General features: G+C 54.1%; 12 protein-coding genes, 6 tRNA genes and 1 rRNA gene. All 19 read left to right on the top strand.

All coding sequences use genetic code 11. From position 1 onward, the window contains the following. Positions 1–127, top strand: a 23S ribosomal RNA gene (locus DL346_RS22715); the annotation flags it as partial. 196 nt (positions 128–323) lie between these two features. Beyond that, positions 324–400: transfer RNA gene (locus DL346_RS22710), tRNA-Met, on the top strand. A gap of 8 nt (positions 401–408) precedes the next feature. After that, positions 409–484: transfer RNA gene (locus DL346_RS22705), tRNA-Val, on the top strand. 14 nt (positions 485–498) lie between these two features. Beyond that, positions 499–575: transfer RNA gene (locus tag DL346_RS22700), tRNA-Asp, on the top strand. Positions 576–591: 16 nt separating this feature from the next. Continuing rightward, positions 592–667, top strand: a tRNA-Phe gene (locus tag DL346_RS22695). An 8-nt stretch (positions 668–675) separates the two neighbouring features. Beyond that, a tRNA-Tyr gene (locus DL346_RS22690) sits at positions 676–760 on the top strand. A 16-nt stretch (positions 761–776) separates the two neighbouring features. Further along, positions 777–852, top strand: a tRNA-Lys gene (locus tag DL346_RS22685). A 146-nt stretch (positions 853–998) separates the two neighbouring features. Continuing rightward, positions 999–1,940, top strand: a complete 942-nt coding sequence (locus DL346_RS22680) for an MraY family glycosyltransferase (RefSeq protein WP_112884628.1) — start codon at positions 999–1,001, stop codon at positions 1,938–1,940. A 76-nt stretch (positions 1,941–2,016) separates the two neighbouring features. Beyond that, positions 2,017–3,156 (top strand): PucR family transcriptional regulator, encoded by a 1,140-nt coding sequence (locus DL346_RS22675; protein WP_112884627.1) that lies wholly within the window; start codon positions 2,017–2,019, stop codon positions 3,154–3,156. Between the two features lie 92 nt (positions 3,157–3,248). Next, the gene (locus tag DL346_RS22670) at positions 3,249–4,370 is read left to right on the top strand and encodes an ABC transporter ATP-binding protein (RefSeq protein WP_112884626.1); all 1,122 of its coding nucleotides are present in this window, start codon (positions 3,249–3,251) and stop codon (positions 4,368–4,370) included. Positions 4,371–4,489: 119 nt separating this feature from the next. Next, positions 4,490–5,428 (top strand): HPr(Ser) kinase/phosphatase, encoded by a 939-nt coding sequence (gene hprK, locus DL346_RS22665; RefSeq protein ID WP_112884625.1) that lies wholly within the window; start codon positions 4,490–4,492, stop codon positions 5,426–5,428. 44 nt (positions 5,429–5,472) lie between these two features. Continuing rightward, complete coding sequence (lgt, locus tag DL346_RS22660) at positions 5,473–6,498, top strand: prolipoprotein diacylglyceryl transferase (RefSeq protein ID WP_112884624.1); 1,026 nt, start codon at positions 5,473–5,475, stop codon at positions 6,496–6,498. An 11-nt stretch (positions 6,499–6,509) separates the two neighbouring features. Continuing rightward, on the top strand, positions 6,510–7,175 hold the full coding sequence (ppaX, locus tag DL346_RS22655; RefSeq protein ID WP_112884623.1) for a pyrophosphatase PpaX: 666 nt from the start codon (positions 6,510–6,512) through the stop codon (positions 7,173–7,175). 7 nt (positions 7,176–7,182) lie between these two features. Beyond that, on the top strand, positions 7,183–7,683 hold the full coding sequence (locus tag DL346_RS22650; protein WP_165822630.1) for an acyltransferase: 501 nt from the start codon (positions 7,183–7,185) through the stop codon (positions 7,681–7,683). A gap of 201 nt (positions 7,684–7,884) precedes the next feature. Then, positions 7,885–9,141 (top strand): ATP phosphoribosyltransferase regulatory subunit, encoded by a 1,257-nt coding sequence (locus DL346_RS22645; RefSeq protein ID WP_112884621.1) that lies wholly within the window; start codon positions 7,885–7,887, stop codon positions 9,139–9,141. Beyond that, positions 9,138–9,809, top strand: a complete 672-nt coding sequence (gene hisG / locus DL346_RS22640) for an ATP phosphoribosyltransferase (protein WP_240633359.1) — start codon at positions 9,138–9,140, stop codon at positions 9,807–9,809. The genes DL346_RS22645 and hisG overlap by 4 nt, the downstream gene beginning before the upstream one ends. Positions 9,810–9,885: 76 nt before the next feature. Continuing rightward, positions 9,886–11,175 carry a histidinol dehydrogenase gene (gene hisD / locus DL346_RS22635; RefSeq protein WP_112884620.1) on the top strand — a complete coding sequence of 430 codons (1,290 nt, stop codon included), beginning with the start codon at positions 9,886–9,888 and terminating at the stop codon, positions 11,173–11,175. A 59-nt stretch (positions 11,176–11,234) separates the two neighbouring features. Further along, positions 11,235–11,834, top strand: a complete 600-nt coding sequence (gene hisB / locus DL346_RS22630; protein ID WP_112884619.1) for an imidazoleglycerol-phosphate dehydratase HisB — start codon at positions 11,235–11,237, stop codon at positions 11,832–11,834. Position 11,835: 1 nt separating this feature from the next. Continuing rightward, positions 11,836–12,471: an imidazole glycerol phosphate synthase subunit HisH gene (gene hisH, locus DL346_RS22625; protein ID WP_112884618.1), complete on the top strand. Its 636-nt coding sequence runs from the start codon at positions 11,836–11,838 to the stop codon at positions 12,469–12,471. Positions 12,472–12,516: the final 45 nt, after the last annotated feature.

The raw sequence follows: 12,516 nt of genomic DNA, 5'->3' as shown, positions 1-12,516 counted from the left end.
AGCCCCCCTCAAGATGAGATTTCCCAATTAGTAAGACCCCTGGAAGACGACCAGGTTGATAGGTTCGAGGTGGAAGCGCAGCAATGCGTGGAGCTGACGAATACTAATCGGTCGAGGGCTTATCCTAAATACTTCGAATAAACAGCTAAAGCAAGAAACCTTCGCAAAGGTTCGTATCCAGTTTTCAGGGTGTGAATTGCCAAGAATGAACCGACTAGCGCGGTGAGTTCGCAAGTGATTTACAGAGCGTTTGGCGACGCTTGAACCTGACCTTTACGGTTGCCTCAGCCGTGATGGACTAGCAGATTATGAGGTCATTGTGTGGCGGTGTAGCTCAGCTGGCTAGAGCATTCGGTTCATACCCGGAGGGTCGGGGGTTCGAGTCCCTTCGCCGCTACCACACCATATGGAGGCTTAGCTCAGCTGGGAGAGCATCTGCCTTACAAGCAGAGGGTCGGCGGTTCGATCCCGTCAGCCTCCACCATATATTTTAAATGCGGAGCCGTGGTGTAGAGGCCTAACATGCCTGCCTGTCACGCAGGAGACCGCGGGTTCGAATCCCGTCGGCTCCGCCATTTAACTTCACCATTAGGCTCGGTAGCTCAGTTGGTAGAGCAGAGGACTGAAAATCCTCGTGTCGGCGGTTCGATTCCGTCCCGAGCCACCATTTAATATGGAGGATTAGCGAAGTGGCCAAACGCGGGAGACTGTAAATCTCTTCCTTCCAGGTTCGGTGGTTCGAATCCATCATCCTCCACCATTTCTTTTCACAGCAAGAGCCATTAGCTCAGTTGGTAGAGCACCTGACTTTTAATCAGGGTGTCGTAGGTTCGAGTCCTACATGGCTCACCATGCGAACCCATTCAACCTGTAGGTCCTGGACCTGCAGGTTTTTTTGTTGTTTTATATCGTTAAAGATGGCTGTATACGGAGTATTTCATTAACCAGCGGGCAAAACTGAACAACAAAGGTGCTGTTCAGGGGGTTATACACTAGAGATGAAATACGTATTAGCTGCACTGCTTTGTTTTGGGATCGTTGTCGTACTTGTTCCGATTCTGCGGATTTTCGCCATCCGTATGGGATTCGTTGATAAACCGTCCGCACGTAAAATCCACCGCAGGCCGATTCCGCTCATGGGCGGGGCGGCTCTGTATATAGGCATTGTTATCGCCCTATTTGTGTTTCTTGGGGCGACACCGCTGAGTATGACCATAAGCATCGGCGGCTTCTTGCTTGTGGTAATCGGATTGATGGATGATGCGGCAAAAGCAGGCGGGGTAGAGTTTCCGGTATGGCCGCGAGTGCTGGTTTATTTGGCCGCTGCCGTTTTGCCATTGTTTTTTGGCATTCGGATTGAGGGTTTGTCCAGTCTGCACGGTATGATTCTGTTCCCGGCGTGGCTTGAAATGATCAGCTCGATAATTTGGGTGTTTGCCCTTATTAATATGATTAACTTTATCGATGGGGTTGATGGGCTTGCATCAGGAGTCGCGACGTTCTCTTCTTTAACCTTGTTTGTCACGGCTCTCCTGAAGAATCAGCCGTCAACGGCGCTTCTTGCCGTCATTCTTGTCGGTGCATGCTTAGCCTTTCTGATCTATAACTTCTATCCGGCACGCATTTTCATGGGCGATGCGGGTGCCGCATTTCTGGGCTATGCTCTGGCCGTAACTGCAGTGGATGGCGCTTTCAAGAGCGCTACGCTTGTCACAGTAGCCGTTCCGCTGCTTGCACTGGGCGTGCCGATTCTGGATACGGCTGTCGTCATGCTGCGCAGATTGCTTTCCGGCAAAGGCTTGCACCGGGCGGACAAGCTGCATACCCATCATGTGCTGATGCGCTGGGGGCTCACACAGATTCAAACGGTGTCCTTCATCTATTTGATCGCGGCGCTGTTTTCGCTGCTGTCGATTGTGCTGCTTCTTGCCTTAAGCTGAAAAAGGACCCAATCTATGGTACAATGTCCCAAGAATATAAAGCGCTATTATGCGCGGATTGGATAGGGGCAGGCCGATGAGTGAGTGGATAACGCAATTACAAGCTATTCTGGATTGCCCGGTCCGAGAACTTCAACTGCCGATTCAGGACTGGAGAATGCTGGTTGAAGACAGCGTGAAGAAGGATTCGCTGCATCCAGGCAAAAGCCATGCTCCTGCTATCGGCGATTACGTTCAGGGAGCGGAAGGGAAAGACTTGTTCGTAACGAAAGTTCATTCGCATACGGTAGACCTGCTGGAAGTGGAGCGAAGCGAGCTAAGCGATAAGGAACGGCGCTTGATTAGCTGGACGCTATCCGAATTGCTGGCGGCGCGCTCGAAGAGCAATGAAGGCGTATCCGAATCGGAACGGTATGCCAGGGAGCTTGGTGCTTGGATTGATGCGCAGCTGGATTCGCAGGAGCCGATGCAAACGCTGCCGGAACGCCTTATCGCGCGGGGCAGGCTGTTCTCCTCAATGATTCCGTTCATGCTCGTCTGCGAACAGGCCGAATCCGGGCGATCCAGCTATAACGAGCTTGAAAAGCTGCTGCGTACGTTTCTGGCTGAAGAAGTTCTCATTATCCCGCTTAAAGAGCAAGAGTGGCTTGTTCTAGGTCCGGTTTCGCTTATTAATGACGCACAGCTTGAGGACAGAGACACTGAGGTAGAAGAGTCCGTCGAAGAGAGCCTCTCTTCGATCGTAACCGGACTGCATGCGATGCTCGAAAGCGAATGGATCGGCGAATGCCACGTTGCGGTGTCGCAGCCGATCTCGCCGGCCAATTCGCTCGTCGCCACTACGGCGCTGCTTCGCGAAACAGTTCATTTGGGACGAACCTTCCATCTTGGCTCGAACATCCATCTGCCGTGGCTGCTTCACTTGGAGCGGCTGCTTAACACGATCCCTGAATTGCATCGGATGAAGTTCGTTGAACAGGCGCTAAAACGTACCGATGCTTTTTTGGAGCCGGAAATATTAACGACGCTGGAAACCTTCTTCTCGCTGGATTGCAACGTAAGCGAAACGGCGAAGAAGCTCTACATTCATCGGAACACGCTGCTTTACAGGCTGGACAAGCTGAAGCAGGAAACAGAGCTGGACGTACGGCAGTTCCGCGACGCGGTACTTGTCAAAATTATTTTGCTATTGTACAAAGTAACGAAAAGGACGTAATTTTTTTGTAAAGTATGTGCATAGTCATTGGGACAGCGCTGATATACACTAAGTGTATTGAAAGACAACATTCCGTTAGGGGGAAATACTCAATGGCTGGTGTACGCTTAGAGCATGTTTACAAGAAATACGCAGGTAGTGACCTCGCGTCCGTTAAAGATTTCAACTTGGACATTAAAGACAAAGAATTTTTGGTTCTTGTCGGTCCATCGGGTTGCGGTAAGTCCACTACGCTTCGGATGATCGCAGGCTTGGAGGAGATCTCCGAGGGTAAACTGTTCATCGGCGAGCGTCTTGTAAATGACGTTGCCCCTAAAGATCGTGACATCGCGATGGTATTCCAATCCTACGCGTTGTACCCGCACATGAACGTATACCAAAACATGGCGTTTGGTCTTAAACTTCGTAAATTCAAAAAAGCAGAGATCGACAAGCGCGTTCGTGAAGCTGCTAAAATTCTTGATATCGAGCACTTGCTCGACCGTAAACCAAAAGCACTTTCCGGTGGTCAACGTCAGCGTGTTGCCCTAGGCCGCGCAATCGTTCGTGAACCACAAGTATTCTTGATGGATGAGCCGCTCTCCAACTTGGACGCTAAACTTCGTGGCCAAATGCGCGCGGAGATCTCCAAACTGGCGAAGCGTCTTGAAACAACTGTTATCTACGTAACGCATGACCAAATCGAGGCAATGACAATGGGTGACCGTATCGTCGTAATGAAAGACGGTATCATTCAACAAGCTGCTTCTCCGGAAGAGCTGTACAACCACCCGGTTAACATTTTCGTAGCAGGCTTTATCGGCGCTCCTTCGATGAACTTCATCACAGGTACGCTGAACGAAGCTGGCGGTTCCGTTCGTTTCAAAGCAACGGGCATCGACGTTCTTGTTCCAGACGGCAAAGCGCAACAACTGCGTGAAAAAGGCCTGATCGGCAAAGAGATCATCCTTGGTATCCGTCCTGAAGATCTGCACGAAGAGCCAGTATTCCACGAGGCTTCCCCGCAAACAATCGTGAACGCTCACGTTGAAGTTGCTGAGAACCTTGGTCACGAAATGTTCCTCTACCTGAACGGTCTTGGCAAAGACACAGTTATCGCCCGTGTTGACGGCCGCTCCGGTGTTAAAGAAGGTACAAACGTGAAGCTCGCGTTCGATATGAACAAAGTTCATGTCTTCGACAAAGAGTCCGAACTGAACGTATTTGAAGTATAAGATTAGGCGCTAAGCCTTTCCTAACAACCGTCCGATTGCTCGGGCGGTTGTTTTTATTTGTTTTTTTCGATACGATAGCGTTATCTGGTTTATTTTCCGATGTTGAGGAGGCCGATTTGGTGGCTAAGAAAGTGAAAGTGTCCGAGCTGGTTAGTCAGTTTCAACTAGAGATATTAAGCGGTGAAGACGGACTCCGCCGCAGCATCACGACCGACGACTTATCACGTCCCGGACTTGAGGTAGCAGGTTACTTCGACTACTATCCGAAGGAACGCGTACAAGTTCTCGGCAGAACCGAGATTACGTTCATGGATACACTGAGCAAGCAGGAGCGCATTGACAGGATGGAACGGCTGTGCGATGAAGAAACGCCATGCTTTATCATCACGCGTGGTATGGAGGCGCCTGCCGAGCTGTTGGAGCAGTCGAATGCGAAGCAAATTCCGGTGCTGCGCAGCAATGCGGCGACCACGATCTTCATTAGCCGTATTACGAACTTCCTGGAACGAAAGCTTGCGCCTTCCGCAACCATTCACGGTGTACTCGTTGACGTATATGGCGTGGGGATGCTGATTACGGGCGGAAGCGGCATCGGTAAAAGCGAAACGGCTCTTGAGCTAGTCAAACGGAGTCACCGTCTCATAGCGGACGATGCTGTGGAAATTCGCCAAACGTCCGACGGACAGCTGTTTGGAACGGCCCCTGAACTTATCCGGCATTTACTCGAAATTCGCGGTCTTGGCATCATTAACGTAATGACCTTGTTCGGCGCTGGTGCAGTCCGAAACGTGAAGAAAATCAGCGTCGTCATTAAATTGGAAAATTGGCAGGCGGACAAGCAGTATGACCGTCTTGGTCTGGATGAGGAAACGACCCGCATTATTGATACCGATGTGCCGATCGTAACGGTGCCGGTTCGCCCGGGCCGAAACTTGGCGGTCATAATCGAAGTGGCGGCGATGAATTTCAGATTGAAGCGGATGGGTTATAATGCAGCGCTTCAGTTTACGAACAAGCTGACGGAGACCATTGCCGAAGATACCGACGATTTCGATTGATCGATTCATGATGAAGAAGAATATGAGAGAAGGAGTCTGAACGCATGAATGGATTACGATTAGACCCGATTGCTTTTTCGCTAGGCCCGATTAGTGTACATTGGTACGGCATCATTCTAGGAACGGCTGCGCTGGTCGGCCTGCTGCTCGCGGTTCGCGAGGGGAAACGATTCGGCCTGTCGCCGGACTTCTTCATGGATCTGCTGCTGCTGGGAGTACCGTCGGCGATTATTGGAGCGCGGCTATATTTTGTCGCGTTTAAATGGGATGAATATAAGAACAACCTGCTAGACGTATTTAAAATTTGGAACGGCGGTATTGCGATCTATGGAGCGCTGATCGGTGCTTTCATTTGCGGCATTATCTATTTTCGTTATAAAGGGTACAGCTTCTGGAGAATTGCCGACATCTGTGCGCCTTCGCTGATTGCCGGCCAAATGATCGGGCGTTGGGGCAACTTCGTCAACCAGGAGGCGCACGGCGGTCCTGTAGAAGAGAGTTTCTTGCGAAACTCGCTCCATCTGCCGGATTGGATTGTAACGAATATGAATATCGACGGTGTATTTTATCATCCGACATTCCTTTATGAATCGATATGGAACCTGCTCGGCCTAATAGTGCTGTTTGTCATCCGCCGTCGTCACTTTATCCGCGCAGGTGAAGTGTTAATGACATACTTCATCTGGTATTCTGTCGGCCGCTTCTTTATTGAGGGCCTGAGAACGGACAGCCTGGCATTCCACGGCGCAGCATGGGCTGCTTCCATCATGGATGCCCTTTGGTCGCCAATGAAGCTTATTTTTGAGCAAGGTTATTTGAACCCTGCCGAAGGTAACATTAGGATCTCACAGCTGATTGCCGTGCTGCTGGTTATTGCCGCAGTTGCGATGATTATCGGACGCCGCACGACCGGGGCAGCATCTGCGCGTTACAGCGACCCGATCATCAACTACAAAACAGGTTTGCCAGCGGGCGAAATGCCTGAGAGTAAAGACAAGCCGGCTGCGCGGCGCGCCGATTTGAAAGAGGAAGCGGGCGGCGATCAAGGAGAATCGACGATAAAGGAGTAATCAACAACCGCATGACAGCAACAACTACTACGGTGAAGACGATGTTGTTTGATTTGGACGGTACGATCATGGACACGAACGAGCTGATTATTCAGTCGTTCATGCATGCACTGAAAGGAATCGTGCCCCCGGATTTTAACCGCGAGCATATTATTCCAAGCATGGGACAGCCGCTTACGATGCAGATGCAGCAATTCTCGGGACGCGAGGATGTTGCGGACCTTGTCGCGGCTTACCGCGAGATCAATTTGAAGCTGCATGACGACTACGTAACGGCTTTCCCGCAGGTGGTTGAGGTGTTCAAGCGGCTGCATGAAGCGGGCATCCGGATCGGAGTCGTAACGACCAAAATGCGGCTCACGACCGAACGAGGGCTGCGTTTTGTCGGTTTGTTCGACTACGTGGAGCCGGGTGCCATCGTGACGATCGAGGATGTCGAGCATCCGAAGCCGCATCCAGAGCCGGTGCTTAAAGCGCTTGATGTTCTAGGTGCGGATCCTGCCACAACGATGATGGTTGGCGACAGCGGCGTCGATATCGAAGCCGCCGAAGCGGCCGGCGTCATCTCCGTCGGTGTCGCTTGGTCGCTCAAAGGCGAAGAGAAGCTGAAGGAAAGCGGCGCGCGTCATATTATCCATGACATGCGCGACTTGTACGCATTCATCGGATTGGAGTAGAACTTCCTTGAGAAACGTAGAGCGTTATCCTGTTGAAGGGCCCAATGCCCTGTGGCAAATGTACCGTACCGTCAGCTTCTGGAAGGTTGTTCGGAACTTTATCTTCATTCAGGTGGCGCGCTACTGTCCGTCCTTGCCGGTAAAAAATTGGATTTACCGGCATGTGCTCGGCATGAAGGTAGGGCGCCACTGCGCTTTTGCACTCATGGCGATGGTGGACCTGTGCTTTCCGGAGAGGATCAGCGTAGGGGATAATTCGATCATCGGCTATAACACGACGATTCTGACGCATGAGTATCTCATTAATGAGTATCGGTTGGGTCAAGTTCGAATCGGCTCGAATGTGATGATCGGCGCCAATACGACGATCCTGCCCGGCGTTGTTATCGGCGACGGAGCGGTTGTCGCGGCCGGATCGGTCGTGCATAAGGATGTGCCGGCGGGGGCCTTTGTCGGCGGCAATCCGCTTGTAGAGATACGAAGCGGAGAGCAGAGGCGACATACATAATGCACAACCTGCAAGTCGTAAACGGAGAGCGCTGCTCCCCGTTTTTTCTGTATGGATCGGTACTGACGGATAGGCGGATATCGCTGGCAATGATATTGACGAATTGAGGGTCGCATGGTATCATAACGACTAATCCTTTATTTTGGCAGTATGGTAATATGGTAACACGTTAACTAACTAAAGTGTTGTGGGTGATAATAGATGTCGAAACCGAAGGTTTTTGAGAAGCCGATTGGCGTGAAAGATTATTTGCCGCATGCGGTATCGAAGCTGAGGCAAATCGAAAATCAAGTACTGGCCTGCATGAGCTCGTGGGGCTATGAGCAAATCATGACGCCTACGATGGAATATTACGATACGGTCGGCGTGGCGAGCTCTACTTCCGACCAGAAGCTATTTAAGCTGTTGAATAACCGCGGTACGACGCTCGTGCTGCGTTCCGATATGACGGCGCCGATCGCGCGCGTCGTTTCTTCCGTGCTTAAGGATGCCCAGTTCCCGTTGCGGTTGTCCTATCATTCCAATGTGTTCCGCGCGATTGAAGAGGAAGCGGGCCGTGAGGCCGAGTTTTTCCAAACGGGCGTTGAGCTCGTCGGAGATGCATCGGCTGAGGCGGATGCCGAGGTTGTGGCGCTTGCGATCGCATCGCTTAAGGCGGCAGGCGTCAGCCGCTTCAAGATTGCGATCGGCCATGTCGGCTTCTTGAACGGCCTCTTCGAAGAGGCGCTGCCGGGCCAGACGGAAGCCCAAGAAGAGCTGAAGGCGTATTTGCTGGGCCGTGATTACGTCGGCTACCGCGATTGCCTGCGGAAGCTGACGCTGACGGAGCCGGTGCGCAGCGAGCTGGAAGGCATTACGCGTTTGCGCGGCGGGCAGGAGATTTGCAGTCAGGCGATGGCGCTTAGCCTAGACCGGACAGCGCAGGCCTCCATCCAGCATCTATGCGAGATGTATGACGTGCTGGAGGCGTACGGCGTCTGCGAGCATGTTCTGATTGATTTGACGATGATTGGCGATTTTAAATATTATACCGGCATGACGTTCGAGGGCTACGCAGCCGATCTAGGCTTTCCGGTTGCGAGCGGCGGCCGCTACGACAATCTGCTGAAGCAGTTTGGCCGACCGGCCCCGGCGACAGGCTTCGCGCTGAAGACGACGCGCATTCTCGAGCTGATCGGGGACAGCGCCACGGATGCGAAAGCGGAGCGCGTGCTGATCGGCTATGACTCGGAAGGCCGCGCTGCGGCACTGAAGAAGGCGCGCGAGCTGCGGGAAGCAGTAGGCGCGGGCGGCGAATCCGTGATCGTCGTGACGGAGAAGATGGACGGCGAAGACGTTCAAGAGCATGCGATCGCCGCGGCATTGGAATCTTCAGGCGGTCAGCTGATCTATAAAGGTGTTACGTTTACGAGGCTGCTGACGTTCTTCGGCGGCGGACTGGGAGGGAATGCGGAATGAGCATGATGAATAGCGCCGGCGATGCATCGGGACGCGAGCTGTTGAAGGTCGCGATGCCGAAGGGGCGCATTTATAAAGTGGCGTCGAAGCTGTTCCGGGAAGCGGGCGTGCCGATCCCGAGCGACTTTGACGATACGCGCAAGCTCATTATCGAGCTGCCGGAAGCGGGCATGTCATTCATCATGGCCAAGCCCGTTGACGTTCCGACCTATGTGGAATACGGCGTAGCCGATATCGGCATCGTCGGCAAGGATGTGCTGATGGAAGAAAACAAGGACGTCTATGAGCTTCTTGATCTTGGCATCGCCAAATGCCGCATGTCCGTAATCGGACTGCCGGAATGGAAGCCGGTCATTCATCCGCGCGTGGCGACGAAGTATCCGAATGTGGCTTCGCAATATTTTCGCGAGCTAGGACAGCAGGTTGAGGTGATCAAGCTGAACGGCTCCATCGAACTTGCGCCGCTGATCGGCCTTGCCGACCGGATTGTCGACATGGTGGAGACCGGCCAGACGCTGCGCGAGAACGGCCTGGTCGAGATGGAGACGATCTTCGGCATTACTAGCCGTTTGATTGCGAACCGGGTGAGCTACCGGATGAAGAACGATGCGATTCAGAGCTTATGCGATAAGCTGCAGCAGGCCATTGGGGCCAAAGCGGGCGTATAGATCGACGGCCGGCCGAGGATGAGGAGCATGAGCTCTGATTCGGCGGCTTTGAGGATACGGAAGGAGCGGGAACGGTATGCGGAAGCTGCGAGCGGAGCAGTTTGGATTAACGCGCAAGGTGGATTACGGTTCACCGGAGCAAAATGAATCGGTCCGCCACATTGTTGAGGCGGTACGGACCGAAGGAGATGCGGCGCTCTTGCGCTTTACGGAGCAGCATGACCGCGTGAAGCTGGAGGCTTCCGGCCTGCGAGTGACGGAGAGCGAGATTCAGGCAGCGTACGACCGGGTCGACGCCGGCTTTCTGACCGCAATCCGCGAGGCGGCGGACAACATTCGGAAATTCCATGAGAAGCAGCTGCGCCAATCATGGGTTGACGTGCAGCCGGACGGCACGATGCTTGGCCAGCTGATGCGGCCGCTTAAGCGCGTAGGCGTCTATGTTCCGGGCGGGAAAGCAGCGTATCCGTCCTCGGTGCTGATGAATGTCATTCCGGCCCAAGTCGCGGGCGTACCGGAAATCGTAATGGTAACGCCGCCGGCAACGGGCGGCAAAGAGGGGATCGACCCGTACATCCTGGTTGCCGCTGCGGAAGCGGGCGTGAAGGAAATGTACCGCGTCGGCGGCGCCCAGGCGGTGGCCGCATTGGCCTATGGCACGGCGACGATACCGCCGGTCGATAAGATTTGCGGCCCCGGGAACATCTATGTTGCGCTCGCGAAGCGTGCCGTCTATGGCGTAGTGGCCATCGACAGCATCGCGGGGCCGAGCGAAATCGTCGTCTTGGCCGACGAGACGGCAGATCCGGCTTATGTAGCCGCGGATCTTCTATCGCAGGCCGAGCACGACGAGATGGCCTCCGCGATTCTCGTGACGACCTCGGAGACGCTGGGCGATGCGGTCGCGGCCGAGGTGGAGCGCCAGCTGGCGCTGCTGCCGCGCGAAGGCACGGCACGGCAATCCATTGACGGCTACGGCGCGATTCTGATCGCCGAGACGATGACGGAAGCGATCGACGCGGTAAATCGCATGGCGCCGGAGCATTTGGAGATTATGACGGCGGAGCCGATGGCGCTGCTCGGACGGATCGAAAACGCGGGCGCGATCTTCGTCGGCCCGTACAGCTCCGAGCCGGTCGGCGATTATTACGCCGGTCCGAATCATATTTTGCCGACGAACGGAACGGCGCGTTTCTCCTCCCCGGTGAACGTGGACGACTTCGTGAAGAAGTCGAGCCTGATTTACTACAGCAGAGATGCGTTGTTCGCCAATGGCGACAATATCATGACGCTTGCCCGCCACGAAGGCTTGGAAGCGCACGCCAGAGCGATTGAAATCCGGCTGGAGCGGGAACGCGGCAACTAGCGTCCGGCTTGCAAGGCCGATCTTATAAAAATCGGGTTAAGCGGAAAGAAGGATGTTAGATGGCAGAGAGCATCATTCGCGCAGCCGACGTGGCGCGCAAAACGAACGAAACGGACATTAAGCTGGCTTTCGGTATCGACGGTAGCGGCATTTCCAAGATCGATACCGATGTGCCGTTCTTGAATCACATGCTGGACCTGTTCACGAAGCACGGTCAATTCGACCTTACGTTGGAAGCTCGCGGCGACGTGGACATCGACGATCACCATACCGTTGAAGATATCGGGATTTGCCTTGGCCAAACGCTGCGAGAAGCACTTGGCGACAAGCGCGGCGTTAAGCGCTACGCTTCGGTGTTCGTGCCGATGGACGATGCGCTGGCGCAGGTTATCATTGACCTGAGCAACCGGCCGGCCTTTGAATACCGCGCGCAATATCCGTCCCAGCAAGTGGGCAGCTTCCAAGTGGAGCTGGTACACGAGTTTCTATGGAAATTGGCGCTTGAAGCGCGCATGAATCTGCATGTGATCGTTCATTACGGCTTGAATACGCACCATATGATCGAGGCGGTATTCAAGGCGCTGGGCCGTGCGCTGGATGAAGCGACGAGCATCGACCCGCGTGTGCAAGGAGTGCCTTCGACGAAAGGAGTGCTGTAGGATGATCGCGATCATCGATTACGGCATGGGCAATCTGCACAGCGTCAGCAAGGCCGTGGAGCGTCTCGGGTATGAGGCGGTCATTACGGCGGATGCGAAAGAAATCATGGACGCGGACGGTGCGATTTTGCCGGGTGTCGGCGCCTTCGGCGATGCGATGCAGAACCTGCGCAACACCGGCCTTGAAGAAGTGACGCGCTTCTATGCCGCTTCCGGCAAGCCGCTGCTCGGCATTTGTCTCGGCATGCAGCTCCTGTTTAGCGAGAGCGAGGAGTACGGCCAGCATCAAGGGCTAGGGCTGCTGCCGGGAAAGGTGATCCGCTTCCAAGGCAATTTCAAGGTGCCGCACATGGGGTGGAACAAGCTGGCGTTCAAGCAGGAAAGCCCGCTGTTTGTCGGGCTGGAGGAAGGGCATGTGTACTTCGTGCATTCCTTCCATGCCAAGCCTGAGCGTACGGAGGACCTGCTTGCGGTGACGGACTATAACGGCCCGGTAACGGCAATCGTCGGCCGAGGCAACGTATATGGCATGCAGTTTCACCCGGAGAAGAGCGGCGAGCTCGGCATGAGCCTGCTGCGAAATTTTCTCGCACTGACGGATTCGCGCGTGAAGGTGGCCGCTAACGCGGCAAAGTAGCGCGCATCCTTACCATAACGAGCTGGAAGGGAGGCGGCATTACGG

The organism is Paenibacillus montanisoli (assembly GCF_003268025.1).
GTDB classification, from domain to species: Bacteria; Bacillota; Bacilli; order Paenibacillales; family Paenibacillaceae; genus Paenibacillus_Z; species Paenibacillus_Z montanisoli.
The sequence above is the reverse complement of the archived record's forward strand: the minus strand, read 5'-3'. Positions and strand labels throughout refer to the sequence as shown.

Coding starts and splice junctions, on each gene's coding strand:
- DL346_RS22670 (WP_112884626.1), top strand. CDS start 3,249: ATGGCTGGTGTACGCTTAGAGCATGTTTACAAGAAATACGCAGGTAGT.
- hisH (WP_112884618.1), top strand. CDS start 11,836: ATGATCGCGATCATCGATTACGGCATGGGCAATCTGCACAGCGTCAGC.
- DL346_RS22675 (WP_112884627.1), top strand. CDS start 2,017: ATGAGTGAGTGGATAACGCAATTACAAGCTATTCTGGATTGCCCGGTC.
- DL346_RS22645 (WP_112884621.1), top strand. CDS start 7,885: ATGTCGAAACCGAAGGTTTTTGAGAAGCCGATTGGCGTGAAAGATTAT.
- hisB (WP_112884619.1), top strand. CDS start 11,235: ATGGCAGAGAGCATCATTCGCGCAGCCGACGTGGCGCGCAAAACGAAC.
- ppaX (WP_112884623.1), top strand. CDS start 6,510: ATGACAGCAACAACTACTACGGTGAAGACGATGTTGTTTGATTTGGAC.
- DL346_RS22680 (WP_112884628.1), top strand. CDS start 999: ATGAAATACGTATTAGCTGCACTGCTTTGTTTTGGGATCGTTGTCGTA.
- hisD (WP_112884620.1), top strand. CDS start 9,886: ATGCGGAAGCTGCGAGCGGAGCAGTTTGGATTAACGCGCAAGGTGGAT.
- hisG (WP_240633359.1), top strand. CDS start 9,138: ATGAGCATGATGAATAGCGCCGGCGATGCATCGGGACGCGAGCTGTTG.
- lgt (WP_112884624.1), top strand. CDS start 5,473: ATGAATGGATTACGATTAGACCCGATTGCTTTTTCGCTAGGCCCGATT.